The sequence below is a fragment of the Brevundimonas sp. FV1ye28 genome (genome assembly GCF_058681135.1).
Genome location: NZ_CM178731.1, coordinates 2,499,218 through 2,526,012 on the forward strand (window position 1 = coordinate 2,499,218; position 26,795 = coordinate 2,526,012).

Below are 26,795 nucleotides of genomic sequence, written 5' to 3' on the forward strand. Positions count from 1 at the left end.
TTTACCATGTCCTGTGGCATCGCCATCGCCGCCGCCCTCCTGCTCACGGACCCGAACGTGGCCTTGGCCGCCGCCGAGCCGGCCGGCGTCGCCGGCGCACCGATCTCCATCGCCGCCGAGCCCCTGTTCGCCGAAATCGTCAGCCGCGCTGGCGCGCTCAAGACCGTCGTCGACGGCTGGAACGGTGTGCTGCCGGGCGACTTCGCCGCCTTCCGCACCCGCGCCGAGGCGCTCGCCGCCCTCGACATGCAGGCCCACCTGATCCTCAAGGAGCGTGGAACCGACGGCGATCTGAAATGCATCCTGCGCGGCATTTCCGAAGACATCCCCGTCAAGCTCACGGCCGTGGAGACGGCGCCCGACGCCGCCACCCGCGCGACCGCCCTGTCGGAACTGTCCTATCTTCTGAACGACAATGTCGAAGTGATCACCACACCACCCCAGCACGATGCCCAGTCGGGCGTGGCGACAGACTGACGATTCCACTTCCGTCGCGCCGCCGGGAAGCAGCCCAGAAAAAATTCCTACCGACCCCTTGTGGTGAGCTGCGCGCTTCCCACATCAGGCACCGGGTCTTTGACAACCGGATTTCAGGACGGCGCCCAGCCGGTGGCATGACGGAATCGTCGATGCGCCAAGCCATTGTTTCGTTTAACCGGCTTCGGTCTTTCGTCCGTTTCGTCCGTTTCGTCCGCTTTTTTTGTCCGGACATCTCGGACGAACCGGCGGTCAGCCCTCTTCCGGATATTTGATCGAACAACCGTAGGGCTGGGCATAGGCGGTGCGGATGGCGCGGTTCGCCTCAACATCCTCCAAAGCCGCCCGGATGAAATTGTTGGCCCCGTCGAGATCCTCGACCTTGTTGGTCGGACGGTCGTCGATCCCGCCGGCGAACAGGATCCGGCCCTCCGCATCGATCACCCGCATGTCGGGCGTCGTCATCGCCCCATAGGCCTTGCCGACCGTTCCTTCGGGATCGAGCAGCAGATGGGTCGAGTGGGCGCTGTTGCGGGTCTTCCAGGCGCGGGCGGCCTCGCCTTCGACATGACCCTGCTTGCCCGGCGCCGAGGAGATGACGGTCAGCCAGACCACGTCGTCGGCGACCGCGTCGCGTTGCAGGGCCTGCATGGCGCCCGACGAATAATGCTTCTGGACGTAGGGACAGCCCTCGTTGGTCCATTCGATCACGACCGTCTTGCCCCGGAAATCCGACAGGGAGCGCTGCACCCCTTCGGAATCGCTCAGGGTGAAGGCGGGGGCGACCCCGGCCTGTTCGGCAGTGGTCGAGGCGGGCGTGGCCTCCACGGCGGGGGCGGAAGCGGGCGCCTCGGCCTGCTGGCAGGCGGCGAGGGTCAAAGCGGCGGCGGCGAGGATGGGCAGGCGGATCACGGCGGCGTCTCCTTCGATCGGATTAGGGGCGGGCGGTCTCCAGGGCCTCGACGACCACCCCTTCGGTCAGAAGCTGGGGCAGGACGCGAGGTTCGGGCGAACCCGGCGCATAGACGAGATATAGCGGAACGCCGGACCGACGGCGCCGCTCCAGCTCGCGTGTGATCGCGTCATCTCGTCGCGTCCAGTCCCCGACCAGATAGAGGGTGTTGGTCGCAGCGACGGTTTCGGCCACCCGCGCGGACCCCAGCGAGGTCCGCTCGTTGATCTTGCAGGTGACGCACCAGTCGGCTGTGAAGTTGACCAGCACCGGCCGACCCTGGCCCTGCGCGACGCGCACGGCCTCTTCCGACCAGGGCTGAGAGGCGAGGGCGCCCGAGCCGGCGGCGCCCGTGTCGGGCTCCGACCGGGCCAGACTGACCGACGCCCCGGTCAGGCCGATGGCGGAGACGATGGCCAGGGTCGCCGCGACCGCGCTGACGATGGCGGTCCCGCCCTCGGCCCGCCGCGCCTGATTGACGCCGACCAGCCAGAGGCCGAGTGCCAGCAGGAGGGCGCCGACGAAGAGGACGCCCAGGGCATCCTCTCCCGCCTGGCGCGCGAAGACCCAGACCAGCCATAGGGCCGCGCCATACATGGGGAAGGCGAGGAAGCCCTTCAGCCGATCCATCCACGGACCGGGGCGAGGAAGCATCCCCAGAAGGCGCGGCGAGAGACTGACGAGCAGATAGGGCAGGGCCAGACCCAGGCCCAGCATCAGGAAGACGACCAGCGCCATCGGCCAGGGCATGACCAGGGCGGCGCCGAGGGCGAAGGCCATGAAGGGCGCCGTGCACGGCGCGGCCACCACCACCGCCAGCACCCCGGTGAAGAAGGCGCCCGCGCCGCCGGGCAGACGCGACAGGCGGCCCGACCCCGCCGCCTGCAGCCCTGCCCCGACATGGAAGACGTTGGACAGGTTGAGCCCCACGGCCAGCATCAACAGGGCCAGGGTCGCCACCATGCCGGGCGACTGTAGCTGGAAGCCCCAGCCGACCGCCTCGCCGCCGGCCCTCAGAGCCAGCAACGCGCCGGCCAGGATCAGGAAGGTCGTCAGAACCCCGGCGAGGAAGGCCAGGCCATCCCGGCGCGCTTCCTTCGGATCGTGCGCCGATCCGGCCAGGGACGCCGCCTTCATGGCCAGGATCGGGAAGACGCAGGGCATCAGGTTCAGGATCAGCCCGCCCAGAAACGCGAAGACCGCCGCCTGGAGAAAGCCGATCAGGGAGACGCCCACTCCACCCGACGAGCCCTCGGACAGGTCGAGCGCGCCGCGCCCGCCCGCCCCGGTCAGGGCGGGACCGGGAACCGCCTCGATCTCCCAGGCGCCGTCGTCGGTCGCCAGAACGCCCCCCACCGGACCTGTCAGCCCCGTGGCCGCGATCCGCCCCCCGCCCGAGAGGGTCAGGGTCACGCCTTCGGGACCCCGCTCGCCGGGCTGAGGCGCTGAGTGGTCGATGGTTCCGCTGTCGAACGGGAAGAACCAGGCCCGGCGCGGCTCCAGACCCGCCAGAGGGCCGCCGGTCGCGGTCAGGCGCAGCGAGCCGTTCTCCTGGCTGATCCGGGCCTCGATCCCGGCCGGACGGGGCGCGGTCTCGACCACCTGGCGGATCGCCTCGCCGTGGTCGGGGTCGAGCGGGGCGGCGTTGTCGCGCACCGGCAGGTCGAGCCTCAGGGTCAGTTCGTCGGGGACGCACATCTCGTCGCTGCAGACGAGGAAGAGGGCTTTCACCACCAGCGACAGGGTCGTGCCCGGCCGGGCGTCGGCGGGGATGTCGATCGGGACCGGCAGATAGACCCGGCCCTGGTAGCCGTAGTTCATCAGGTCCTGCAGCCGCTGCCGCTCCGGGACAGGCCAGACGATCTCTCCGGCCGTCACGCCTGCAGGCAGGGTCCAGTCGAGCGTCGTCGCCCCGCCCGAGTCTCCCGGATTGCGCCAGTAGGTGTGCCAGCCGGGCTGGATCTGCTGGCGGATCGCGACGACGGCGGTCGAACCGGGCGCGACCCACTGGCTCATCGGGACCAGTTCGGCCTCGATCCGTTCGGTGCGTTCGGGCCCGGCGGCGACATAGCCCGGCGCACGACTGACGCCCGGCGCCTGGGCGGCGGCCGGACTGACGCAAATGATCAGCAGGGCGAGAAAGGCGAAAAGGCGCGGCATCGGGCTCACGGTCGGAACCCACAAGCCTTAACCTCGCCCGCCGCGCGAGACCAGTCGTCCCTCGGTCGCAGTCAGCCGACGACGTTGGCGACGGCCGTCGATATCTCGGCGAAGGTCGCCGTGATGTTCGAGGCCATCAGAGTCACCGAACCGACGATGACCAGGAAGATCAGCCCGCAGATCAGGGCGTATTCGATGGCGGTGGCGCCGTGTTCGTCGCGCAGGAAGCGGCGTATCAGGGTCGTCATCGGGCGGCCCTCCGGGCGAAACCTAAAGAAGATCGCGCAACCAGGCGACCAGGGGAGCGTCGGCGGGCGGCATGGGATAGTCCGACAACATGTTCGGCTTCACCCAGGCTAGGGCGGCGTGCTCGCGCTTGACGACCACGCCCGACCAGCGCCGACACAGATACAATGGCATCAACAGATGAAACGATTCGTAAGCGTGGCTCGCGAAGACGAACGGAGCCAGACAGGCCTCGTTGACGTCGATGCCCAGTTCCTCGTTCAGCTCGCGGATCAGGGCCTGTTCCGGTCGTTCGCCCGGCTCGACCTTGCCGCCCGGGAACTCCCATAGGCCAGCTAGCGCCTTGCCCTCGGGCCGCTGGGCGATCAGGACCCGCCCGTCCACGTCGATCAGGGCGACGGCGACGACGAGAACGGTGGGGAGAACAGGTTCGGCCATGAGCCGCTGATAGCCGCTCGCGTAACGCGTCTGCAATCATTGGTCATCCAGTGTGTCTACAGCGACCTTGCGGATTGGGGCGGCAATCGGGCAAGTCGTTCTGCTTCCGTCCCGTCAGCGAGGCCGTCCCTGTCAGATACTCTTTCGAGCCCCGAGGTTCAGGCCTTCGCGAGCGGTTTCCCCGTTCTTGTCGTCCACCTCATGGTCACCTTCGGCCTCCTGGCCGCAGGTGCGGTGGTCTATGCCCTGCTGACACCGTGGAAGGAGATCGCCCTGATCCGCGAGGGGAACGCCGCCGCCGGCGTCGCCTTTGGCGGGGTTCTTCTGGGTCTGGCCATTCCTCTGGCGGTTTCCATGTCGGTCTCGACCTCGGTCGCCGACATCGTTCTTTGGGGGCTGGCCACCCTGGTGCTTCAGCTCCTGGCCTTCCGCGTCGTCGATCTGCTGCTGACCGGCCTGCCCCAGCGGATCCAGGAGGGCGAGATTTCCGCTGCCGTCCTGCTGGTCTCAGCCAAGCTGGCGACCGCCCTGATCCTCGCCGCCGCCCTGACGGGCTGAGCTCGCCGGGATGCGTCTTCCCCATCCGCCGGACTGGCTGATCTACTCCAGTATCGTCTTCGTGATCGTCATGGGCTCGCTGGCCTATCGCGAAAACGCCGACGCGCCGCCCGCTCCCCCGCCGCCCGACGAGATGGAGGGGGCCCTCCTCGGCCCCATCACCCCCTTCGATCCGTCCGTCACGGTGACAACCCCGGACCTGCCGTTCCAGCCAGCCGCCGGCACCGCCTTCTCCATTGCCGGGCGAGGCCGCTGGCTGACCGCCCGCCATGTCGTCGAGGGCTGTCGCCGGCCGGCCCTGGTGGTAGGCGGCGGTCGGGCCGTGGCCGCGGACGTGCGCCTGTCGCCCAGGGCCGATATCGCCCTTCTCATCACTGCGGGCGGCCCGCCTGCCCTGCCGGTCGCCACTGACGCCCCGCTGCATGTCGGTATGCGCGCCTTTCACCCCGGCTTCCCGCAGGGCAATCCGGGCGAAGTCACCTCACGGCTCCTGGGTCGCGAAGTACTGAAGGTCCGAGGACGGGGGGCGCGTGACGAACCCGTCCTGGCCTGGGCCGAGGTGGGCCGCACATCCGGGCTGGATGGCACGCTTGCGGGTCTGTCCGGGGCCCCCGTCATGGATCGACGAGGCCGCGTGGTCGCCCTGACCATCGCCGAGGCTCCGCGCCGGGGCCGGCTCTACACCACCGCGCCCGATACCTTGGGCCCGGCCATCCGGGGGGAACAGCGCCCCGACGAACAGCTCTTGGGAGAGCCGGTGACCGTCGACAACTACGGCCGGGTCGCCGACGATCTGCGTCGCGACCTCCGCGTCGCCCAGGTGGTGTGCCTGTCGACGTGAGCGGCCTGCCCGTCGATCCGCATCTGTACCTCGTCTTCCTCGGAGTGATGGCCGTCATGGCCGTCACCCCGGGACCGGCGAACCTGTTCTCGATCGCAACCGGCATGGAGCGTGGCAAGCGGGCCGTGCTGATCGCCGTGGCGGGGATGAATGTCGCCACCCTCGTCTGGTTCGGCGCGGCGGCGTTCGGTCTCGGCGCCTTGGTCACCGCCTTTCCCGAGGCTTTCAAGCTGATCGCCGTCGCGGGCGCTCTCTATGTCGCCTGGTTGGGCGTCTCCTCGATCCGCAACGCCTTCAAACCGGCGCCTACGGAAGTGTCTACCGAGGGTCGGACCCAACTACAGCGGCCCGCTTTCGTCGACGGCTTCCTGGTCCAGATCGCCAATCCCAAGGCCATCCTGTTCTTCACCGCCGTCCTGCCTCCGTTCATAGACATCGACAAACCAGCAGCGCCACAGCTGGCCCTGTTCGCTCTCGCGGTGATCGGCATGGACGTCATCACAATGAGCGCCTACGGTCTGGCTGGCGCCGTCCTGGCGCGGCGGATGAGCGAGCCTCGATTCCGGCGCGGCTTCGGTGTCTTCGTCGGCTCCCTGCTTCTGATCGCCGCAGTCCTGATTGTTTCGCGATTATAGTCACTTGTGGTCAGGTGGAACGTCGCTGTTCATGCGCCGTTCAGGTGAAATGACGGATTTTCCGCTCAAAGTTCCGGAGCCTCCAATGACCCTTTCACTTAAATCCATTGTGGTGGTCGCAACATCGGCCCTGACCCTTGCGGCCTGCGCCACCTCCACCGCCTACGCCCCCGCCGGGTTCAACGGCCAGCGTGGCGGATACGCTGAACAACGTCTCGAGAGCGACCGCTATCGCGTCAGCTTCTCGGGCAACTCGGTCACGTCGCGCGATCAGGTCGAGATGGGCCTTCTGCTGCGCGCCGCCGAACTCACCGCCGAGAACGGCTACGACTGGTTCTCGACCGTCAATCGCGCCACCGATCGCGACACCCGGTTCCAGACCGTCGGGGATCCCTTCTTCAATCGCTACAGCCCGTTTTGGGGGCCGTCGTGGCGCTACTACGGTCGTGGCGGATGGAGCGGCTGGAACGATCCGTTCTGGGGACGTGACGACTTCGACGTGCGCCAGATCGATCGCTTCGAAGCGACCACCGAGATCGTCATGGGTCGCGGCGCAAAGCCCTCGGGCGACGCCAATGCGTTCGACGCACGCGAAGTGATCGCCAATCTCGGCGCGAGCGTCACTCGCCCGATGTGATGGGGCTGATGCGGTGGCTCAGGCCACCGCATCGTTCTCCTCTGCCGCGACCGGCGGGGCGTGATCGTTGATGGGCGAGACATAGTCCGCCATGGCATCGAACTCGTTGAGGAAGACCGCACGCAGCTCGTCGGTCTCCATGATCGGCTCATGCTTGGCGCGATCGATCTCGACATAACGTCCCCGGCCTAGCCGCTTGGCCGCCCAGCGGTTGGTCTGTTTCCATACCCGGTCGTCGTCACCCGATTGAACGATGGTACAGGGGATTTGTACCGACTTCAGCGCCTTGGGCTTAAGCGCCCGCTCGCCCGCATCGAGCGCAAAGGCCAGCCAGCCCCACGTCGGCCCGCCGACCGCGAGATGAGGACAGGCGTAGAGCTGCTGACGCCAGAGTTCGTAGCGGGTCTCGTCCGACGTTAGGGCGTCCTTCTCGAAGGTGTGGTCGAAGGGGTCGTCGGCGTCGTCCAGCACGAAGTCGCCCGCCTTGCCGTGACGCACGTTCCATCGAACCGCCAGCTTGACCGACCACATCGACCGTTTGCCAGTCTTGATGCGCAGCATGGGGCTGGACAGGATCGCGCCCGCGAAACGGGTCTCGCCCCCCTCCAATGCGAGAAGGTTCAGCACGCCACCCATCGAATGGCCCACCATGATCCAGGGCCTGGGCGCGCGCGCCTCGAAGGCGTCCAATAGACGCGCGTAGTCGTCCTGAAACTCCTCGACCGCCCGGGCATGACCCTTGAGCCTGTCCGGCAGCAGCCGGGCCGACAGACCCTGACCGCGCCAGTCGTGGGCCAGGACGCACCAGCCGCGCGCCAGGAAGTTGCCGATGACCTCGAAATATTTCTCGATCGGCTCGGTGCGGCCGGGGCTCAGGACGACCGTCCCGCGGGGCTTTGGCGCGACGAGAGCCGAAGGCATCCAGAAGGCCGCGCGCAGACGTAAGCCGCCTGCGCCACGGAACCATTCGCCGACCCCTCCAGGAGGAGCAGCGGCACCGGGAACGCCCATCAGGGGCGCATTGGCGGCGAAGGCGGCGGCGCGGTTCACTCGGGCTTCCTGAACTTCAAGGTCATACGATCGCTTTCGCCGATGGCGCGATATTTGGCGGTGTCGAACGTGGGGTCGGGCGCTTCGCCCGCCGGCGCCGTCATCAGGCGGGGCGGCAGGGTTTCGACGCCGAACGGGTGGTCCTTGGTGTCTTCCGGGTTGGCGTTGATCTCGGACGCGGCAACGAAGACGAAGCCCGCCTCGGCGGCCAGCTGTTTGACGAAGGCCTCCTGGACATATCCGTTCGCGGCTGCGGGGTCCTGATCCTCGTCGGGCGCCAGTCGATGCTGTTCGATGCCGAGGACACCGCCGGGCTTCAGCGCCGCATAGGCGTCGGCGAAGGCCTTCTCGGCGATCCCTGCCGCCATCCAGGCATGGATGTTGCGCATGAACAGGGCCATGTCGACCGTTCCGGCCGGCGCCACGGGACCGGTAGCGGCCCCGAACGCACTGAATTTGACTTCGCCGTAGAGGCGACGATCCTCGCCGAAACGACGCTCGAAATTGGCCACGAGCGCCGCCTGGGCCGGATCTGCGCCCGGTCCCGTCGCGAAGCCGGCACCGTAATACTCGCCGTCACCCTCGTTCAGATAGGGGGCCAGAATTTCGGTGTACCAGCCGCTTCCGGGCCAGAACTCGACCACATGCATGGCCGGTTGAAGCCCGAAGAACCTAAGCGTCTCGAGAGGGTGACGGTATATGTCGCGCGGCCGGTCAGCGGCGCGCCAAGGTCCCTGGATGGCCCATTCCAGGGAGCCTTCAGGCGGTCCGGCGGGTGCCTCGGGATCGGCGGTCTTCTCGTCCCTGTCGCCACAGGCCGACAGGCCGGCGATCAGCACGATGCCCGCGCCGGCCAGAAGGGTCCGACGTGAGGGCTTTGCTCGCCCGATCCGCGTCTGATCCCGCATCAACCCTCCCCAGTCGGCAGTTTTCCGGGCGGTGATGCCGCTCCGGATGGCGCTGGGATAGAGACGTTCGCCAATGCCGTCAAAGCCTTGACGCCTCAGGCGGGTTTGCGGAACCGCAAGGTCATCCGGTCGCTTTCGCCGATCGCATCGTACTCGGCGCGTTCGGCCTCGGTCAGGGGCGTGACGCGGTCGGTGGCGACGCCTTCGCGCGCGGCCGAGGTCCGCACAGGCGGGAGGGTCCAGACGCCGAACGGATGATCGTGATCATCTTTGGGATTGTCGTTCAGGTCGCTGCGGCCGTCGAGCACGAACCCGGCCGCCTGTGCGGCGCGGATCACGTAGGACTCGGAGACATAGCCCGTCGGCGCGGTGACGTCGGCGTTCAATCCCTCGACTGCGCGGTGCTGTTCCACGGCAAGGACGCCGCCCGGCTTCAGGGCCTTGAAGAAGGCCGCCAGATAGGGACCGGTGCGCTGCGGGTTCGAGCGGTGCCAGTTGTGGAAGGCGCGGGCCACCACGATCATGTCGGCCGTGCCGTCGGCCACGCCCATGCTTTCGAGCGGGCGGTTGACGGGGACATAGGTCCCGCCGGTCGCCGTCGCGTAAGGTTGCAGTATGGCGCTCCACCAGCCTCCGCGACCGGGCTCGATCTCGACGATCGTCGAACCCGGTGTCAGGCCCCAGAAGGTCAGGGTCTCGAACGGGTGTCGATAGGCGTCGCGGGCGACGTCTGCGGCCGAGCGGGTGTCGGAGCCGATGGCGGCCTGCAGCGCCTCGTCTTCCTGCAGCACGGGCGGGGGCATGGCCTCGCGACGCGCCACCCGCTGGGCAGGTGTCTCGCCGAGGCTCGGCAAAGTCTGGGCGACGGCCGCGCCGGCGGAGATCAGGGCGAGGGTCGTGGCGATGACGAGTTTTGACGCGCGCATGGTCGGCTCCGGAGACAGGGGGACGAGGAAGGCCGCACCTTAAGGACCGGCCGCGTGCGGGCAAGTGACGATCCCGCAATCACCCGGCCCTTGACGTCGCATGCAGGCATCCCACCTGTTCATCCGAGAGCGCCGATCCCGGGCTCTTGCAGACCAGACGGGGCCCATCAGGGACCGTTCGGACTGATCCCCACCGTCGCTCCGGTCAAAAACGCGGGGCGGCTCATTCTTGCTGATGATCAGGAGATCGACATGCGTACCATCGACTTCACCCCCCTTTATCGGTCCGCCGTGGGCTTCGACCGCCTGGCCCGCCAGCTGGAAAGCGCCACGCGCACCAGCCAGGAAAACGGCTGGCCGCCCTACAATATCGAGACCACCGGTGAAAATGAGTACCGGATCGAGATCGCAGTCGCCGGCTTCAAGCCTGACGAGCTGACGATCGAGGCCAAGGAAAACCAGCTAACCGTCACCGGTCGCAAGACCGCCAATGACGATGCCGGACCAGAGCGTACCTATCTGCATCGGGGTCTGGCGGAACGCGACTTCGAGCGTAGGTTCCAGTTGGCCGACTATGTCGTGGTCTCCGGTGCCGCGCTCGACAACGGCCTCTTGTCCATCAGCCTGAAACGCGAACTGCCCGAAGCCCTGAAGCCGCGTCGGATCGAGATCGCGACAAGCGCGCCGACTTCGACGCTGATCGAAGGCGCAGCCGCCTGAGGCGCTTCACCCCGCGATGAAGTGAGGAGAGGGCGGTCCTTTGGGCCGCCCTTTTTCGTCTCAGGCCGCAGCGGCCGGGCGGGGCACGCCGGTGAGCCGCTCGAGACAGGCATCGGCCAGATCCACGCCTTCCAGGATCGCGCCGTTGATGTCGGCGCCCGACAGATCCGCACCCGACAGGTTCGCCTTCGACAGATCGGCGCGCGTCAGCACCGCGTAGCGCATACGGGCGCCGCTGAGGTTTGACGGAACGCTGCGTGTCGGCCCCAGGGGCAGGGGGCTCATATCCGCGGCGGTCAGGTCGATCTTGGACATCAGCGCCTCGCCGAAACGCGCGCCGCGAAGGTCGGCGTCGCTGAGCAGGACGCCCCGCAGATCGGCCTTTTCGAGATTGGCGCCCTGGAGCTGGGCGCCGCGCAGGTCCAGGCCCGCCAGACACGCGCCCTTGGCGCTGGTGGCCGAGAGTTTGAGACCCTTCAACCTGTCTCCGAGCGGGCGCAGGTCCTCGCCATCGAAGACCGCCGGTCCCCCGAAGACGCCCCCGCTTTCGGCCCAGGCGTTGGCGTCCAGGGCCATCTGATAGAGGTCCTCGGCGCGGGCGATGGCGGCGGCTGTCGGCGCGCGCACGGCGCCGGTGGTGTCGGTCTTGTCCAGACGGGCCCGCTCCATCACGACCCCGGTCAGGATGGCGCCGCATAGACGTGCGCCCGCCAGGTTGGCCCCTCCGACGTCGGCACCTTCCAGGAGGGCGCCGGACAGGTCGGCGTCCTTGAGATTGGCGCCCGTTAGGTTTGCGCCGCGCATCGAACAGTCTGTGAAGTCCGCCTTGCAGGCGCTGACGCCGTCGAAGCGGGAGCCGTCCAGGGTCGCGCCGGAGAAGCGGGCGCCGTCCGCCAGCCCCTGCCGTGTCTCGTGACGCGCGGAGGCCAGCCCCTTGGTCTCGTGCGGGACGGCGATGACGCCCTCGCGAAAATCGGCCTGGGTCAGGTCGGCTTCCGACAGGTCTGCCCCCTGAAGGCAGGCGCCGCGGATATCGGCGCGCTTCAGACAGGCGCGGCTAAGGTCGGCGCCGCGCAGGTCGCAGCCGAACAGGAGGGCGCGCTCAAGCCGGGCGCCGGTCATGTTGCAGTTCTCAAGGATCGAACCGGAGAAGTCGGCGTCGTCCAGGAGCCGATGCGCCAGCGAGACGCCGGTCAGGTCGACGAATTTGAGCGACAGCTTCCGGCCCCCGGGCTTGCCGGAAACGAACCGTTCGTGGGCGGCGGCGAACATGTCGAAGTCGCCTTGGGCAAGTCGTCGCCTGACCATCGTCGTCATGCCGGTTCTCCCTCCCGCAGAAGCCCCTTGGCCCCCGCGAGAACTGCGTCCGTAAAATCGGTATGGCGCGTCTGGGCCCCATGCAGGGTGGATCGAGTCAGGTCCGCGCCGATGAGGATGCAGCGCCTGAGATCGGCTCCGGAAAGGTCGGCGGCGCGCAGCACGGCCTCGGTCAGGTCGGCGGGCAGCAGTCGTTCGGGTCCCAGCATGAGCGGACCGAGCTGGGCTTCGCGCAGATCCGCTCCGTTCAGCCGCGCCCCAACCAGGCGGGCGCCGCGCAGATCGGCCCCCCGCAGGTTGACGGATCGCAGGTCCGCACCCTCGAGATGCGCCCCCTGAAGCTGCACCCCCTCCATGTCCAGGCCGTAGAAGATCGCCCGCTTGGCCGAGAGGGCCGTCAGGTTCAGGCCCGTGATCGAGCCCAGGCCGCGCAGGTCGACGTCGTCGAAGACCGAAGGCCGGCCCTCGGCCCCGCCGGTCTCGCACCAGGTGGCGTGCTCGTGCAGCATGTTGGCGGCCGGGAGTTGCGCCACCGGCTCGCCCGAGGATCCCTTGTCCGTCAGGGCGCCGTCCAGATTGGCGCCGTCCGTGCGCCAGGAGGTGGCGTTGACGCCCACCAGGATGGCGTCGCGGAGGTCCGCGCCCGAGAGGTCCGCGCCCGACATGTCGGCGCCGGCCAGGTCAGCGCCCCGGAAGTTGGCCTGTTTCAGATTGGCCCGGACCAGTTTGCAGTCCTTCATGATGGCGTCGGAGAAGTCGGCGGACTGGGCGGCGATGCCCGACAGGCGCGAGCGCTGCAGGTTGGCACCGACCAGGCTGGCACCCTGGGCCTGGGTGATGTCGCGACCCTTGGCTTCGACGACGCGGAAGCCGACCTTGCGGTCTGCCGATGCGATCGTGCCCTCGCGCAGATCGGCCTCGAAAAGATCGGCCCCCGACAGGTCGGCGCCGCGCAGGCAGGAGCCGCGCAGGTCGGCCCGCCGCATCGAGGCTTCGATCAGGATCGCGTCCTGCATATCGGCTCCGAAGAAGGAGGCGTTGTCCAGCTTGCAGCCGGTCAGGTCGCAACCGATCATCACCGAGGCGGCGAAGTCGGCGTCGGCGAGGTTGCGGCCCTTCAGGCTGAGGCCCGACAAATCCATCCAGGCGAAGACCGCGCGCGCACCGCCGGGACGCGCCTGCCACAGGCGGTCGTGACGCGCGCAGATGGCGTCGAGCTCCTGCTGGCTGATGCGGCGTCGGGTGACGCCTTCCTGGACGGCGGACATCCGGCGATCATGGCCCGGGTCGCTTAAGGAAGGTTTTCGGAAACTACGCTTTTCGTCAGCGTCGAACCGGGCTTCTGAGGGCCCGACGCGGTTTTGTCCGAAACGGACCGAAAAACACCATGACATTTTGGACAAAGCGGACTTTGTCCTACGCCGACTTCAAGAAAAACAAACAGTTGAAGAACGGCGATCGGCGGTGATCCACCCGCTGGATCGGCAGGCGCAGGCTTAGTCTGTACGTTTCAAAGACCCGCAGGACAGATGGTGTCTCGATGGATCGCCACAAGACCCGATGCGGAATAAAGTCTTATCTACCCGCGGGGCCGTCCCGTTCTACCGGGTCAGCAGGCCCTGTTCCGCCAAGGCATCGGCCAGCTCACCCGGCGAAGTCCACAGACGGGTGTAGCCGGCTTCGCCGAGCCGCTTCAGTTCGGTGACCAGGTCGGCGCGGGCCGAGGCCGCGAACCGGGCGTCGAATCCCTTTCCGTCGGCGCTGATCCGAACCATCGGCCGCCCGGTCTCCAACCGATGCAGGAAACCCTCGGACAGGACCGAGGCCTCGTCCTTCATCAGGCCCGTCTCGACCAGAAGCCCTGCCTGACGCAGGCGTTCGGTGCCGCGTCCGGAGGCGAAGGGCGAGGGATCAAGAGCCGCCACGACCACCCGGGCGATCTTCGCTTCGGCGAGGAATTGGGCGCAGGAGGCCCGACCCGAAGACCGGGCGCCGCAGGGTTCCAGCGTCACATAGGCCGTCGCGCCCTCGACCTCGGCGCCGGCGGCGGGGACGGCCTGTTCCTCGGCATGGGGGCGGCCGCCGGGCGCGGTCGCGGCCTCCGACAGAACCACGCCGTCCTTGACGATGACGCAGCCCACCGCCGGATTTGGCCAGGTCTCGCCCATCCGGTCGAGCGCCAGGTCGATGGCCCGGCGCATGAAGACCGCGTCGTCGCTCATGCGATGGCCGGAAGTGCGGTCGCGCGGTCCGTGTCGAGATAGCGGGCGGCCGTGGGTTTCAGATCGGCGTCCAGATCGATCTCCAGCGGGTTGCCGGTCGGGATTTCGACGCCGACGATCTGGTCGTCGGGCACGTCGAACAGATGTTTGACGATCGCCCGCAGGGAGTTGCCGTGGGCGGCGATCAGGACGTCTTCGCCGGCCCGCAGACGCGGCGCGATCGCCTCGTTCCAATAGGGCAGGACGCGGTCGAGGGTGGTCTTCAGGCTTTCGGTGTCGGGGATGGAGTGACCGGCGTAGCGGGGATCCTTCGAGAAATCCCACTCCGATCCCGCCTCCATCGGCGGCGGAGGAATGTCGTAGCTGCGGCGCCAGATCTTCACCTGGTCCTCGCCGTGCTTCACGGCGGTCTCGGCCTTGTCGAGCCCGGTCAGGCCGCCGTAGTGGCGCTCGTTCAGGCGCCAGTCCTCGACCACCGGCACGTCCTTGAGGCCCGCCGACGACAGGGCGAGCGCCCCGGTGCGCCTGGCTCGCGTCAGAACCGAGGTGAACATGACGGCCGGCGCGAACCCGGCCTCGGCGATCAGTTCGCCGCCGTGCCGCGCCTGGGCCTCGCCCTCGGCGGTCAGATCGACGTCGACCCAGCCGGTGAAGCGGTTCTCGAGGTTCCACTGGCTCTGGCCGTGGCGAAGCAGGATCAGGCGGGGCATGGGCTCTCCGAAGTTCGTCTTCCGGGGTAGGACCGCGCCCGGCGGGGGTCAAGCCGCCCCGGGCCTTCGCGCCGTCGCACGGGTTTCGCACGGCAGCGATAACAGGGATCGGGCGTTGTTGTCCGCTTGCAACCCTGCGGCTATACCGCCGCAGGACTGGAACCTCCCTTCCTTCAAGGACATCGCATGCTGAAGCCCCGTCAGGACCTGGTTCCGAACACCTTCGAATTCGAGACCATTCCTCTGGTGAAGCCCACGGGCTTCCGCGAATACGACGCCCGTTGGATCCTGGAGAAGGAGATCAACCTTCTGGGCATCCAGGCCCTGGGTCTGGCGCTCGCCACCTATGTCCACGAGAACGACATCCAGCCGCGCATCGTCGTGGGCCACGATTTCCGGTCCTATTCCTCGACCGTCAAACACGCCCTGATCATCGGCCTGCTCGAAGGCGGGATGGAGGTTCTGGACGTGGGCCTTGCCCTGTCGCCGATGGCCTATTTCGGCCAGTTCGCGCTGGAGGCCCCCTGCGTCGCCATGGTCACCGCCTCGCACAACGAGAACGGCTGGACCGGCGTCAAGATGGGCACCAACCCGCCCGTCACCTTCGGCCCCGAAGAAATCGGCCGCCTGAAGGAGATCGTGCTCGAAGGCCAGGGCGTCGCCCGTCCCGGCGGTCGTCTGGAGCGGGTCGAGAACTTCCGCGAACAATACCTTCAGGAGGTGGTCGGCGACATCAAGCTGAGCCGCCCGCTCAAGGTCGTCTGCGCCTGCGGCAACGGCACGGCCGGCGCCTTCGCCCCCGAGGCCCTGCGCCGGATGGGCTGCGAGGTCATCGAGATGGATTGCGACCTCGACTACACCTTCCCGAAATACAACCCGAACCCCGAAGACCACGCCATGCTGATGCAGATGGCCGCGCGGGTGAAGGAAACCGGCGCCGACCTGGCCCTGGGCTTCGACGGCGACGGCGACCGCTGCGGCGTGGTGGACAATACCGGCGAGGAAATCTTCGCCGACAAGATCGGGCTTCTGCTGGCCCGCGACCTGTCGGCCCTGCATGAGAACGCGACCTTCGTCGTCGATGTGAAATCGACGGGCCTGTACAAGACCGACGAAGTCTTGAAGGCCAATGGCGCGACCACCGTCTACTGGAAGACCGGCCACTCCTACATCAAGCGCAAGACCGCCGAACTGGGCGCCCTGGCCGGGTTCGAGAAGTCGGGCCACTTCTTCCTCGCGAACCCGATCGGCCGTGGCTACGACGACGGTCTGGTGGCCGCGGCGGCCGTGCTTCAGATGCTGGACCGCAACCCGGACAAGACCCTGTTCGATCTCAAGTCGTCGCTGCCGGACGCCTGGACCAGCCTGACCATGTCGCCGCACTGCGACGACGAGATCAAATACGACGTCCTGGCCAAGATCGTCGCCGAGTACGAGAAACTGGGCGCCGAGGGCGGGTCGATCCTGGGCCGCAAGATCGTCGAGGTCATCACGGTCAACGGCGCGCGCGTCCATCTGGAAGACGGGTCCTGGGTCCTGGTCCGGGCCTCGTCGAACAAGCCGGAGCTGGTCGTGGTGGTCGAGTCGATGCGGTCGGAGCAGGACATGCGCGACCTGTTCCACAAGGAGGTGAAGCCGCGTCTGGCCGAACATCCGGAAGTCGGCGGGTACAACCAGGAAATCTGAGGCCGATCCCGGCGCGACTCCAAAAATAGAGTCGACAGAGTCGACAGAGTCGCGGTCGACGGGGCCGGAGCGGCGATGTCAAAGATCGTGAGATGAGTGTCTCACGGTTTTGGGGTAAGTCTGGAATAAAGGCCCTCAATGGGTCCAGCCTCTGATTCCACAGGGGTTCTCGGATCATCCTTTGCCAATTCGGAGGCTTCCATCTCCCGCAAGGGAGAGGGCCCGACAGCGTTTGACCCTCGGCGCGGCGCGGTCCAGAACCGCCGCAACAGGCGGGAGGCGGCGTGGCGGGACGGATCGACAGGGTTGCCATCGTGGGGGCGGGCTTCTCCGGTGCCATGCTGGCGGCGCGACTGGCCGAGGCCAGCGTCGCCTCTGTGCTGATCAACCGCACCCGGGATTTCGGCCTGGGCGTGGCCTATTCGACGCCGTTCGAGGGGCATCTGCTGAACGTGCGCTCGTCGCGGATGAGCGCCCTGGCGGACCAGCCCGATAATTTCGTGCGCTGGCTGGAGGCGAACGCGCCCGAGTTCGCCGACCCGGACGGGTTCGCGCCGCGCAAGCTGTTCGGTCGCTATGTCCAGGCGCGTCTGGCCGGGGTCGAGGCGGCGCATCCGGGAATGATCGAACGAGTCGTCGGCGAGGTTGGACGGCTCGAGGCTGACGGCGTCGTCCTGAGCGACGGTTGCCGGATCGCCGCCGAGGCTGTCGTCCTGACCACGGGCAATCCGGCGCCGAAGACGGCGGCCGGCGGATCGGTGCGGGTTCTTTCCGATCCTTGGGCACCGGGGGCGCTGGATAGGATCGGCGCCGAGGACGAGGTCGTGATCGTCGGCGCCGGCCTGACCATGGTGGACATGCTGCAGGCGCTGGAGGCCAAGGGCTGGCGCGGGCGAGCGCGGGCGTTGTCGCGGCGGGGCCTACTGCCTCGAGTGCATGGCGATCTGCCGGACCGGCCCGAAGCGCCGACCCCGGCGATGCTGGACGGGCCGCTGTCGGCGAGGGTGAAGGCGTCGCGGGCCGTGGCGCGGGCTGCCGGCTGGCGCGAAATGATGGAGGGCCTGAGGCCGATCACCGCCGACCTCTGGGCCAAGGCGGACCCGAGGACGCGGCGCGGGATCGTGCGGCATCTGAGGCCGTGGTGGGACGTGCACCGCCACCGGATCGCGCCCCGGATCGGGGTCTTCATCGATCGGCTGTTCGCGGACGGGCGGCTGAGCGTTGTCGCGGGTCGGGTGAAGACGATCACGGCCGAGGCGGACGCCGTTCGACTGGACTGGACGCGCCGGGGCCAGGTTCAGGCGCCGCTGACCGGCCACTGGTTGATCGACTGCACCGGGCCGGGCCATGCGCCCGAGGCCGATCCGGTCACGGGGCCGCTGCTGGCGAGCGGGCGGGCGCGGCTGGATCCGCTGAGGCTCGGGCTTGAGCTCGATGCGTCGGGGCGGGTGCTGCAGGCCGACGGGACGGCCGATCCCGGCCTGTTCGTGCTGGGGCCTCCGGCGCGCGCGGCCTTCTGGGAGACCATCGCCGTGCCGGATATCAGGAAGCGGATCGAGGACGTGACGAAGGCGCTGACCGCCTCGTCCTAGGCCCCGTCGGGGACGGCCTCGGCCGTGTCTTCAGGCGGCGGCGGGCTGGTGATCCGGCCGAACAGGGTGACGCCCTTGTCGGCCAGGGCCCGCGAAAGATTTTCCTTCCGCTCGAACTCCTGTTCGGCCTGCAGGATCAGCTTTTTTCGTTCGATATCGACCATGGGGATCGGCTGATAGCGCCGCTCGCAGTGCAGCGGCAAGCGGAGCCTTAGCGACGAGTCCGGTAGCCGACGGAACCACATCCTGAGGCCGGCGCTTCTCCGGCCCGGACGAGACTCGAGCCCCCATGACCGACCTGCCCCCCACCGCCTTCAAGGACCCCGCCATTCTGCTGGCGGGCGACGTGGACTACGCCATGTACTGGCGGTTCCGGGAGCTTCTGACGGCCGCGCCTGCGACCGGGGTGGTGGTGGTCGAACTGTCGACCCTGGGCGGTGATCCCGAGGTGGCGCGGATGATCGGCGAGGACATCCGGTTTCATTCCGACCTCAGTCCGGAGCGCCGGTTCGTCTTCGTCGGCAAGGCGGCGGTCTATTCGGCGGGCGCGACCTTCATGAGCTTCTTCGCGCGCGAAAACCGGTTTCTGACGCGGGGCTGTCGGCTGATGATCCACGAGCGCAAGATGGACAAGACCCTGCAGATCAGCGGGCCGCTGACAACCTGCGTGGCCTCGGTGAAGGCGACGCTACACGAGATCGAACACTCGATGCTGATCGAGAGGGAAGGGTTCGAGAACATCATCGCCGGGTCGTCGGTCACGATGGATGAACTGCTGAAGCGTGCGCCGTCGAACTGGTACATCGAGGCGAACGAGGCGGTGGAGATGGGGTTGGTCGCGGGGGTGATCTAAACTGCTACGGGCGGGTCCACCGCCCAGCAATCGCCGAGTTCGCGGTCAAGCCGCTGCGCCCAGTCGGCCAAGGGCGAGCCGTAGTTGCCAGCCATCCGTAGCTCACCGCCCACGAGGCCGTTCCAAGTGGGCCAGCGGACTGAGAGCGCGAAGGAGGCGCCATCGAGGGTCATTCTCGGAGGATAGTCGCGTCCCACCCCAAGCACGTCGATGCGGGGTGGCTCGACCTCTTCAAGGGCGGCGATGATTGGCTCCACCTGCGGACAATCGAAGGAGTTGGCCCAGATCGGCGCGCTTTCCGTCCGACTGGCCTTCCGGATCGCCAGACCGCGACGGCGGCCAGGCTCGCCCCATGGCTTGTCCCAGAAATGGAAGAAGGCGAAGGCGTCCGCCGGATCGCCCCACGCGCCGTCAACGGTCAGACGGGCGAACGGCTCCTGATTTCCGAGGCGCGCGTCAGCGTTGGATTTCTGGAATGGATCCAGGTCCTGCGCGGACGCGGGGGTGGCCATCATGGCGGCCATGGCAGCGACGAGCGCCGTGCGGATCATTTTATCCCGCCGCCTTCACCGCCGCCGACACCTCGGCGACAACGCGTTTGACCAGGGCCTCGTCGTCGCCCTCGGCCATGACGCGGATCAGTTTTTCGGTGCCGGAGGGGCGGACCAGGAGGCGGCCTTGACCGGCCAGCGCGGCCTCGGCGTCGGCGATGGCGGCCTTGACCTTGGCGTCGTCCAGCGGTTTGCCGCCGGTGAAGCGGACGTTCTGGAGCAGCTGGGGCACGGGCTCGAACTGGCGGGCCAATTCGCTCATCGGCTTGCCGCTCTCGACCAGGACGGCCAGGACCTGGAGCGCGGCCATCAGGCCGTCGCCGGTGGTGGCGTGGTCGTGCAGGATCAGGTGGCCCGACTGTTCGCCGCCGAGGTTGAAGCCGCCCTCGCGCATCCGTTCCATGACATAGCGGTCGCCCACCTTGGTCCGCTCAAGCGTCAGGCCGTCGTCGGTCAGGGCGCGTTCCAGGCCGAGGTTGGACATGACGGTGGCGACCACGCCGCCGCCCTTCAGCACGCCGCGCCGGGCCCAGTCGCGGCCGATCAGGGCCATGATCTGGTCGCCGTCGACGACCTTGCCGGTCTCGTCGCAGATGATCAGCCGGTCAGCGTCACCGTCCAGCGCGATGCCGATGTCGGCACGGTACTGTTTGACGGCGGCTGCCAGCGTCTCCGGATGGGTCGAGCCGCAGTCGGCGTTGATGTTGGTCCCGTTCGGCGAGACGCCGACCGCGCAGACCTCGGCCCCCAGTTCGAACAGGGTGGTGGGGGCCACGCGGTAGCCGGCGCCGTTGGCGCAGTCGACGGCGATGCGCAGGCCGGCGAGCGACAGGTGGCGCGGGAAAGCGGCCTTGGCGATCTCGATATAGCGGGGCGGGGCGTCGTCGATCCGCTTGACCCGGCCGAGCTGGTTCGACGGAGCCAGACCCGCATCGAGCTCGGCGTCCATCATGGCCTCGATCTTCAGCTCGATCTCGTCCGACAGCTTGTAGCCGTCGGGGCCGAACAGCTTGATGCCGTTGTCGGCGTAGTCGTTGTGGCTGGCCGAGATCATGACGCCGAGGTCGGCGCGCATCGAACGGGTCATCATGGCCACGCCCGGCGTCGGGATGGGGCCGAAGGTGCGCACGTCCATCCCGACCGAGGCGAAACCGGCGACCAGGGCGGGTTCGATCATATAGCCAGAGAGGCGGGTGTCCTTGCCGATCACCACCAGATGGCGGCGGTCGTCGCCCGACATGAAGAGCTTTCCGGCCGCCAGCCCGACGCGGAGCGCGATCTCCGCCGTCATGGGCTTGGTGTTCGCCTTGCCGCGAATACCGTCCGTGCCGAAATATTTGCGCTCGCCCATGTGCGGCCCTCCACCGAAACCTGCCGAAACGCCTTTTTAGGTGTCGGCGTCTTAAGGCCGTCCTAGAGCAGACCATCCCGGCCGTCACCTTCGACCGGACCCTGCGGCAGGAGCTTCCCCCCCCCCATGTGCGGCATCATCGGCATCGTCGGAACCCAGCCCGTCGCGGATCGTCTGATCGAAAGCCTGAAGCGGCTGGAGTACCGGGGCTATGATTCCGCCGGGATCGCCGCCCAGGTCAACGGCGTGCTGGAGCGCCGCCGCGCGCCCGGCAAGCTGAAGGAGCTGGAAAAGGTGCTGGCGGCCAGTCCGCTGGAGGCCACCACCGGCATCGGCCACACCCGCTGGGCCACCCACGGCGCCCCGACCGAGGCCAATGCCCACCCCCACATCGCCGGTCGCGTGGCCGTGGTCCACAACGGCATCATCGAAAACTTCGCCGAGCTGAAGGCCGAGTTGATCGCCGCCGGCCGCGTCTTCTCGTCCCAGACCGATACCGAGGTGGTCGCCCATCTGCTGGATTCGGAACTGGCGACGGGTCTGTCGCCGCTGGAGGCCTTCAAGGCGACGCTGGACCGGCTGTCGGGCGCATTCGCGCTGTGCGTCCTGATCTCGGGCGAGGACGAGGTCATCCTGGCGGCGCGGAACGGCCCGCCCCTGGCCGTGGGTCACGGCGACGGAGAGATGTTCATCGGCTCGGACGGCCTGGCCCTGGGGCCCTTCACCAACAAGATCACCTATCTGGAAGACGGCGACTATGTGATCGCGACCCATGACGGGGCCCGCATTTTCGACGGCGCGGGCAAGGAGGTGGCGCGGCCGGTCAAGACCGTGCCCGCCTCCGCCGTCCTGATGGAGAAGGGCAACTATCGGCACTTCATGGAAAAGGAGATCCATGACCAGCCGGAAGGGTGCCAGCGCACCATCGCCGCCTATGTCGACACCCTGACCGACAAGACCACCGTCGAGGGCGTGGATTTCGCCGCCATCGACCGGATCCAGATCGTCGCCTGCGGTACGTCCTGGATCGCCGGAATGATCGGCCGGTATCTGATCGAGGATCTCGCCGACCTGCCTGTGGACGTCGAGATCGCCTCGGAGTTCCGCTATCGGAATCCCAGCTTGCGGCCCAACGCCCTGGCCATCGCTATGTCGCAGTCGGGCGAGACCGCCGACACTCTGGCCGCCTTCCGCCACTGCGCCCAAGCGGGCATGCAGACCGCGGCCATCGTCAATGCGACGGAATCAACCATTGCCCGCGAGGCCGGCGTCGTCTGGCCGATCCACTGCGGGCCCGAGATCGGCGTCGCCTCGACCAAGGCCTTCACCGCCCAGGTCTCGGTCATGATCGCAATCGCCATCGCGGCGGCCAAGGCGCGCGGCCGGATCGACGACGCCGAGGAACAGCGACTGGTCCGTGTGTTGCTGGAAGCGCCCCGGCTGATCGCCGAGGCCATCGGTCTGGAAGACGCGCTGAAGGACATCGCCGCCGAGATCGCCAAGGCCAAGGACGTCCTCTACCTGGGGCGCGGCCCGATGTCGGCCCTGGCCCTGGAAGGCGCGCTGAAGCTGAAGGAAATCAGCTATATCCACGCCGAGGGCTATGCCGCCGGCGAGCTGAAGCATGGGCCGATCGCCCTGGTGGACGAGGCGACGCCGATCATCATCCTGGCCCCCTATGACTCCTGGTTCGAAAAATCGGCCTCGAACATGAGCGAGGTCATGGCGCGGGGCGGTCAGGTGGTCTTCATCACCGACCCGGAAGGGGCCAAGCACGCGCCCGCCGGAGCCAAGGTGGTGGTCACGGCGCCGGCCTGCGATCCGCTGGTTTCGGCGCTGGTGATGTCCGCCCCGATCCAGCTTCTGGCCTACCATGTCGCCGTGGTGAAGGGCGCCGACGTCGATCAGCCGAGGAACCTGGCCAAGTCGGTGACGGTGGAATAGGCCCCTTCCTCTCTCCGCCCATCCCCGCGAAAGCGGGGACCCAGTGCTTTGGACGTTCGAATTTTCCGTCTTTCTCCCGCCTCATCCCAAGCGCCGTGCCTCACAACAGAACTGGGTCCCCGCATTCGCGGGGATGAGCGGAAAAATTCAGATGTGAAGGCGGCAAAGAGCTCGCGCATGCGTTAGGCTCCCCACCGCTGTCAGGGGATCCATATGACGAAGACGACTTCCCGCGTTCGAAAGGCCGTGCTGCCCGTCGCCGGGCTGGGCACGCGGGTGCTGCCCGCAGCCAAGACGACGCCCAAGAACATGCTGAACGTGTTCGACCGGCCGATCCTGTCGCACATCGTCGAGGAGGCGCGGGCCTCCGGCATCGAGCACATGATCTTCGTGGTCGGGCGCGGCCAGTCGTCGATCGAGGACTATTTCGACCACGCCTATGAGGTTGAGGCGATCCTGAAGGCCAAGGGCAAGGACGATATCCTGACCCAGGTCGTGATGGACCTGCCCAAGCCCGGCGAGATGAGCTTCGTGCGCCAGATGGCCCCGCTGGGCCTCGGCCACGCCGTCTTCTGCGCCCGCGACCTGATCGGCGACGAGCCGTTCGCGGTCATCCTGGCCGACATGCTGATGATGTCCGAGACCCCGGCTCTGAAACAGGCCATCGAGGCTCACGAACAGACCGGCGGAAACGTCGTCGTCGTCGAACCGGCGCCGGAGGGCGAGACCCACAAGTACGGCATCGTGGCCCTGGACGGGCAGGAGGGGCGGCTGAACCGGATGACCGGCATGGTCGAGAAGCCGCCGCTGGGGACCGAGCCGTCCAACCTGTTCATCTCGGGCCGTTATGTGCTTACGCCCGACATCTTCCCCCTGCTGGCCGACCAGCAGACGGGCGCGGGGGGCGAGATCCAACTGACCGACGCCATGGCGCGGCTGATGACGGTCAAGGATTTCCACGCCCTGGAATACGAGGGCACGACCTTCGACTGCGGCGATCCGGTGGGGCTGCTGCGGGCCAATGTGGCCTATGGTCTGAAGCACGCCGGCCTGGGCGCTGCGGCCCGTGCGGCGATTTCCCCCCTGCTGTAAGCCACGGCTCCGCTTTGCTCCGCTCCCGACCTTCGGCTAGGCAGGGGGAGGGCAGAGGAAAATGACGATGAAGGTACTGGTTCTAGGCGGCGACGGCTTCTGCGGCTGGCCCACGGCGCTGCATCTGTCGGCGCGGGGCTGGGACGTCGTGATCGTCGACAACCTCAGCCGTCGGAACATCGACAACGAGCTGGAGGTCCAGTCCCTGACCCCCATCCGGACCATGGGCGAACGGATCGCCGCCTGGAAGGCGGTCTCGGGGAAGGAGATCGGCTTCGTCAACATGACGGTCGGCAAGGAGTTCGACCGGCTCGTCGCCCTGATCAAGGACGAGAAGCCCGACAGCGTCGTCCATTTTGCCGAACAGCGGGCCGCCCCCTATTCGATGAAGTCGGCGCGGCACAAGCTCTACACCGTCGACAACAACCTGAACGCCACCAACCACCTGTTGGCCGCGATCGTCGAGAGCGGGCTCGACGTCCACCTGGCGCACCTGGGGACCATGGGGGTCTATGGCTATACGACCGCCGGACTGCGGATTCCCGAGGGGTATCTGAAGGTCACGGTCCAGACCGACTTCGGGCCCACCGAACAGGAGATCCTGTTCCCGCCGAACCCGGGTTCGATCTATCACATGACCAAGACCCAGGACGCGCTGCTGTTCCAGTTCTACGCCAAGAACGACGGGGTCCGGATCACCGACCTGCACCAGGGCATCGTCTGGGGCGCCCAGACCGAAGAGACCCGTCAGGACGAGCGCCTGATCAACCGGTTCGACTATGACGGCGACTACGGCACGGTCCTGAACCGGTTCCTGATGCAGGGCGCGCTCGGCTATCCGCTGACGGTGCATGGCACGGGCGGCCAGACGCGGGCCTTCATCCATATCCAGGACACGGTGCGCTGCGTCGAACTGGCCCTGAAGAACCCGCCGAAGACCGGCGAGCGCGTCAAGATCCTGAACCAGATGACCGAAAGCCGCCGCGTCCGCGACCTGGCCGCCCTGGTCGCCGGGATGACGGGCGCCGAGGTCCACAATGTCGCCAACCCGCGCCAGGAAGCCGACGAGAACGAACTCGTCGTCGCCAATGACCAATTCCGCGATCTGGGCCTGAAGCCGATCACCCTGGCCGAGGGGCTGATGGCCGATGTCACCGACATCGCCCGCCGCTACGCCGACCGGGCCGATCGGTCGAAGATCCCTTGCGTCTCCGCCTGGAACGGCAGGCGGGCCGAGGCCCTGCGCGATGCCCCGGAACCGACCCCGGCTCCGCTTCCAAGCGCCGCCAAGGCGCGCGTCGGCTGATTTCCAGAATGGCGCAAGGCTCCCTGCTCGTCTTCGGCGCCGGCTATCTCGGCCGGGCGGCCCTGACCGAAGCGAAGGCGCGTGGGCTGTCCGTCGCGGCCACCTCGCGGGACCCGGAGCGCCGGACCGCGCTCGAGGCGGAGGGGATCACGGCCGTCGATCCGTCGGACGGGGCGGTCCTGGCCCATGCGGTCGCGAAGGCCTCCGCGATCCTGATCACCGCTCCGCCCGAAGGACACGGCTGTCCGGGGGCGCGCGCCCTGCTGCCGGCACTGACCGAGGCGGGCGCCTATCCCGACTGGATCGGCTACGTCTCCTCCACCGCCGTCTATGGCGACCGGAACGGCGGCTGGGTGTTCGAGGACGACGCCCTGAACGCCGCGAGCCTCGAGGGCGCACGTCGCGTCAGGGCCGAAGCGGACTGGTTCGACGCCGGGCGCGGGATGGGACTGACGGTGCAGGTCTTCCGCCTGCCGGCCATCTACGGGCCCGGTCGGTCGGTGGTTGATCGACTGCGCGACGGCACGGCCCGGATCGTCAGGAAGCCCGGTCAGGTGTTCAACCGCATCTATGTCGAGGACGCGGTCGAGGGTCTGTTCGCCTCGATGGCGCGGCCGAGGCCGGGCGCCGCCTACAACCTCGTCGACGACGCGCCGTCGCCGATCGATGTCGTCATGGCCGATGCGGCTCGACGCATGAACCTGCCTCAGCCGCCCGAAGTCGACTGGACCGATCCGTCGGTGTCGGAGGGGATGCGGCGCTTCTATCTCGACTCGAAACGCATCTCGAACGCCCGCGCCAAGGCCGAGCTGGGCTGGCGGCCCGCCCATCCGACTTGGCGGGAAGGGCTGGAGGCGATCCTCGCCTCCAGCTGATCAGCCGACCCGTGGGGTCTTCAGCCTGCGCTTGTTGGCATGCGTCTCCGGCGCCGTGCCCAGGGCCTCGGGGATCTCGCCCTTGAAGTAGAACCTTTGCCAGGCCTCCTTGGCCGCGTTCGGGTCGCCGGAGGCCAGCCGCTGGTTGAAGTCGGTGCGCTGGCGGTTCCAGGCCTCGAACTGGCCCTTTATCACCGGATTGGATTCCAGCGTGCGGATGACCGGCTGGACCGCCTCCATCTTGCGGTGCTCGACCAGGTGGATGAAGCAGAAGGGCTCGCCGCGCTCGAACTTGATCCGGCCGGGCCGGGTGAACAGCCAGTTCATGGTGAAGGGGAAGGGCAGCCAGTCGGTCTCGATCAGGCCGACCAGCGGCTGGATCCCGTCCTTCATGTGGTTGGGCGACCCCGAGCAGATCATTCCCCAGCCCGGCGGCGTGCGGAACAGATACTGGGGATGCATGGTCAGGACCCCGCGCGAGAAGTGCGAGGTGACGAAATGATCCAGCTCGGGTTGGGGCCGCTCAGGCGTGATGGTGATGTCGGACTGCTGCGGCCCGCCGTTCCATTCGGCCGTGAAGGTGAAGGGGCACAGGATCTCCCACCCCGTGGTGTTGGCCATGGTCAGGGGCAGGCAGCGATAGGGATGCCGGCTGACGAAGGCGTCCATCCAGTTCCGCGACTGGCGTCCGGGCACCATGTCCGGCGGCCGGGCCGACATGGGGTAGCATTCCAGTTCCAAGGCGACG

General features: G+C 67.7%; 28 protein-coding genes. 13 read left to right on the forward strand and 15 right to left on the reverse strand.

Features of this window, described 5'->3' with window-relative positions:
* Positions 1-6 precede the first annotated feature (6 nt).
* Positions 7-477, forward strand: a complete 471-nt coding sequence (locus ACW171_RS12200) for a hypothetical protein (protein WP_492093590.1) — start codon at positions 7-9, stop codon at positions 475-477.
* A gap of 252 nt (positions 478-729) precedes the next feature.
* Here the strand turns inward: ACW171_RS12200 and ACW171_RS12205 are convergent, their stop codons facing one another.
* The 4 genes from ACW171_RS12205 to ACW171_RS12220 all read right to left on the reverse strand — a co-directional run bounded on the left by ACW171_RS12205 (position 730) and on the right by ACW171_RS12220 (position 4,273).
* A complete protein-coding gene (locus ACW171_RS12205) occupies positions 730-1,389 on the reverse strand; it encodes a redoxin family protein (RefSeq protein ID WP_492093591.1) in 660 nt (219 codons plus the stop codon).
* A gap of 22 nt (positions 1,390-1,411) precedes the next feature.
* Entirely contained in the window at positions 1,412-3,589 is a 2,178-nt protein-coding gene (locus ACW171_RS12210; RefSeq protein ID WP_492093593.1) for a protein-disulfide reductase DsbD family protein, read from the reverse strand.
* Between the two features lie 71 nt (positions 3,590-3,660).
* Positions 3,661-3,837 carry a Flp family type IVb pilin gene (locus ACW171_RS12215; protein ID WP_492093595.1) on the reverse strand — a complete coding sequence of 59 codons (177 nt, stop codon included), beginning with the start codon at positions 3,835-3,837 and terminating at the stop codon, positions 3,661-3,663.
* 22 nt (positions 3,838-3,859) lie between these two features.
* Positions 3,860-4,273, reverse strand: a complete 414-nt coding sequence (locus tag ACW171_RS12220; protein ID WP_492093596.1) for a (deoxy)nucleoside triphosphate pyrophosphohydrolase — start codon at positions 4,271-4,273, stop codon at positions 3,860-3,862.
* Positions 4,274-4,402: 129 nt separating this feature from the next.
* Here ACW171_RS12220 and ACW171_RS12225 point away from each other — a divergent pair, with 129 nt between their 5' ends.
* The 4 genes from ACW171_RS12225 to ACW171_RS12240 all read left to right on the forward strand — a co-directional run bounded on the left by ACW171_RS12225 (position 4,403) and on the right by ACW171_RS12240 (position 6,944).
* Positions 4,403-4,831, forward strand: a complete 429-nt coding sequence (locus tag ACW171_RS12225; RefSeq protein WP_492096629.1) for a DUF350 domain-containing protein — start codon at positions 4,403-4,405, stop codon at positions 4,829-4,831.
* 10 nt (positions 4,832-4,841) lie between these two features.
* Positions 4,842-5,672, forward strand: coding sequence for a S1 family peptidase (locus tag ACW171_RS12230; RefSeq protein WP_492093598.1), 831 nt, complete (start codon positions 4,842-4,844; stop codon positions 5,670-5,672).
* A complete protein-coding gene (locus ACW171_RS12235; protein ID WP_492093599.1) occupies positions 5,669-6,307 on the forward strand; it encodes a LysE family translocator in 639 nt (212 codons plus the stop codon). The genes ACW171_RS12230 and ACW171_RS12235 overlap by 4 nt, the downstream gene beginning before the upstream one ends.
* Before the next feature lie 85 nt (positions 6,308-6,392).
* On the forward strand, positions 6,393-6,944 hold the full coding sequence (locus ACW171_RS12240) for a CC0125/CC1285 family lipoprotein (protein WP_492093600.1): 552 nt from the start codon (positions 6,393-6,395) through the stop codon (positions 6,942-6,944).
* An 18-nt stretch (positions 6,945-6,962) separates the two neighbouring features.
* On the opposite strand, the gene ACW171_RS12245 is transcribed toward ACW171_RS12240, so the two are convergent.
* The 3 genes from ACW171_RS12245 to ACW171_RS12255 all read right to left on the reverse strand — a co-directional run bounded on the left by ACW171_RS12245 (position 6,963) and on the right by ACW171_RS12255 (position 9,828).
* The gene (locus tag ACW171_RS12245; RefSeq protein ID WP_492093601.1) at positions 6,963-7,994 is read right to left on the reverse strand and encodes an alpha/beta fold hydrolase; all 1,032 of its coding nucleotides are present in this window, start codon (positions 7,992-7,994) and stop codon (positions 6,963-6,965) included.
* Entirely contained in the window at positions 7,991-8,902 is a 912-nt protein-coding gene (locus tag ACW171_RS12250; RefSeq protein ID WP_492093603.1) for a class I SAM-dependent methyltransferase, read from the reverse strand. The genes ACW171_RS12245 and ACW171_RS12250 overlap by 4 nt, the downstream gene beginning before the upstream one ends.
* Positions 8,903-8,997: 95 nt before the next feature.
* Complete coding sequence (locus ACW171_RS12255) at positions 8,998-9,828, reverse strand: class I SAM-dependent methyltransferase (protein ID WP_492093605.1); 831 nt, start codon at positions 9,826-9,828, stop codon at positions 8,998-9,000.
* Between the two features lie 252 nt (positions 9,829-10,080).
* Between ACW171_RS12255 and ACW171_RS12260 the strand changes: the two genes are divergently transcribed.
* The gene (locus tag ACW171_RS12260; protein ID WP_492093607.1) at positions 10,081-10,548 is read left to right on the forward strand and encodes an Hsp20 family protein; all 468 of its coding nucleotides are present in this window, start codon (positions 10,081-10,083) and stop codon (positions 10,546-10,548) included.
* 60 nt (positions 10,549-10,608) lie between these two features.
* Here the strand turns inward: ACW171_RS12260 and ACW171_RS12265 are convergent, their stop codons facing one another.
* The 4 genes from ACW171_RS12265 to gpmA all read right to left on the reverse strand — a co-directional run bounded on the left by ACW171_RS12265 (position 10,609) and on the right by gpmA (position 14,797).
* A complete protein-coding gene (locus ACW171_RS12265; RefSeq protein WP_492093609.1) occupies positions 10,609-11,865 on the reverse strand; it encodes a pentapeptide repeat-containing protein in 1,257 nt (418 codons plus the stop codon).
* Positions 11,862-13,133 (reverse strand): pentapeptide repeat-containing protein, encoded by a 1,272-nt coding sequence (locus ACW171_RS12270; protein ID WP_492093610.1) that lies wholly within the window; start codon positions 13,131-13,133, stop codon positions 11,862-11,864. The genes ACW171_RS12265 and ACW171_RS12270 overlap by 4 nt, the downstream gene beginning before the upstream one ends.
* Positions 13,134-13,466: 333 nt before the next feature.
* On the reverse strand, positions 13,467-14,087 hold the full coding sequence (locus ACW171_RS12275) for a bifunctional diaminohydroxyphosphoribosylaminopyrimidine deaminase/5-amino-6-(5-phosphoribosylamino)uracil reductase RibD (RefSeq protein ID WP_492093611.1): 621 nt from the start codon (positions 14,085-14,087) through the stop codon (positions 13,467-13,469).
* The gene (gpmA, locus tag ACW171_RS12280) at positions 14,084-14,797 is read right to left on the reverse strand and encodes a 2,3-diphosphoglycerate-dependent phosphoglycerate mutase (protein ID WP_492093613.1); all 714 of its coding nucleotides are present in this window, start codon (positions 14,795-14,797) and stop codon (positions 14,084-14,086) included. Before gpmA ends, ACW171_RS12275 begins: the two co-directional genes overlap by 4 nt.
* A gap of 186 nt (positions 14,798-14,983) precedes the next feature.
* On the opposite strand from gpmA, the gene ACW171_RS12285 reads away from it, so the two are divergent.
* Both ACW171_RS12285 and ACW171_RS12290 read left to right on the forward strand, forming a co-directional pair.
* Positions 14,984-16,483: a phosphomannomutase/phosphoglucomutase gene (locus ACW171_RS12285; protein ID WP_492093614.1), complete on the forward strand. Its 1,500-nt coding sequence runs from the start codon at positions 14,984-14,986 to the stop codon at positions 16,481-16,483.
* A 284-nt stretch (positions 16,484-16,767) separates the two neighbouring features.
* Entirely contained in the window at positions 16,768-18,075 is a 1,308-nt protein-coding gene (locus tag ACW171_RS12290) for an FAD/NAD(P)-binding protein (RefSeq protein ID WP_492093615.1), read from the forward strand.
* Here the strand turns inward: ACW171_RS12290 and ACW171_RS12295 are convergent.
* Positions 18,072-18,278: a hypothetical protein gene (locus ACW171_RS12295; RefSeq protein ID WP_492093616.1), complete on the reverse strand. Its 207-nt coding sequence runs from the start codon at positions 18,276-18,278 to the stop codon at positions 18,072-18,074. The two genes, ACW171_RS12290 and ACW171_RS12295, sit on opposite strands and share 4 nt — an antisense overlap.
* Before the next feature lie 86 nt (positions 18,279-18,364).
* On the opposite strand from ACW171_RS12295, the gene ACW171_RS12300 reads away from it, so the two are divergent.
* Positions 18,365-18,928 carry an ATP-dependent Clp protease proteolytic subunit gene (locus ACW171_RS12300; protein WP_492093617.1) on the forward strand — a complete coding sequence of 188 codons (564 nt, stop codon included), beginning with the start codon at positions 18,365-18,367 and terminating at the stop codon, positions 18,926-18,928.
* On the opposite strand, the gene ACW171_RS12305 is transcribed toward ACW171_RS12300, so the two are convergent.
* Entirely contained in the window at positions 18,925-19,479 is a 555-nt protein-coding gene (locus ACW171_RS12305) for a hypothetical protein (RefSeq protein WP_492093618.1), read from the reverse strand. The genes ACW171_RS12300 and ACW171_RS12305 overlap by 4 nt on opposite strands.
* Position 19,480: 1 nt before the next feature.
* Positions 19,481-20,830 carry a phosphoglucosamine mutase gene (gene glmM, locus ACW171_RS12310; protein ID WP_492093619.1) on the reverse strand — a complete coding sequence of 450 codons (1,350 nt, stop codon included), beginning with the start codon at positions 20,828-20,830 and terminating at the stop codon, positions 19,481-19,483.
* Between the two features lie 126 nt (positions 20,831-20,956).
* Here glmM and glmS point away from each other — a divergent pair, with 126 nt between their 5' ends.
* The 4 genes from glmS (at position 20,957) to ACW171_RS12330 (ending at position 26,047) form a co-directional block, all read left to right on the forward strand.
* Positions 20,957-22,774 carry a glutamine--fructose-6-phosphate transaminase (isomerizing) gene (gene glmS, locus ACW171_RS12315; RefSeq protein WP_492093620.1) on the forward strand — a complete coding sequence of 606 codons (1,818 nt, stop codon included), beginning with the start codon at positions 20,957-20,959 and terminating at the stop codon, positions 22,772-22,774.
* 213 nt (positions 22,775-22,987) lie between these two features.
* Positions 22,988-23,866: a UTP--glucose-1-phosphate uridylyltransferase gene (locus tag ACW171_RS12320; protein ID WP_492093621.1), complete on the forward strand. Its 879-nt coding sequence runs from the start codon at positions 22,988-22,990 to the stop codon at positions 23,864-23,866.
* 67 nt (positions 23,867-23,933) lie between these two features.
* Positions 23,934-25,172 carry an NAD-dependent epimerase/dehydratase family protein gene (locus ACW171_RS12325; RefSeq protein WP_492093623.1) on the forward strand — a complete coding sequence of 413 codons (1,239 nt, stop codon included), beginning with the start codon at positions 23,934-23,936 and terminating at the stop codon, positions 25,170-25,172.
* Between the two features lie 8 nt (positions 25,173-25,180).
* On the forward strand, positions 25,181-26,047 hold the full coding sequence (locus tag ACW171_RS12330; RefSeq protein WP_492093625.1) for an NAD-dependent epimerase/dehydratase family protein: 867 nt from the start codon (positions 25,181-25,183) through the stop codon (positions 26,045-26,047).
* Here the strand turns inward: ACW171_RS12330 and ACW171_RS12335 are convergent, their stop codons facing one another.
* Positions 26,048-26,788: a DUF6065 family protein gene (locus ACW171_RS12335; protein WP_492093627.1), complete on the reverse strand. Its 741-nt coding sequence runs from the start codon at positions 26,786-26,788 to the stop codon at positions 26,048-26,050. It abuts the gene before it with no gap.
* Positions 26,789-26,795 lie beyond the last annotated feature (7 nt).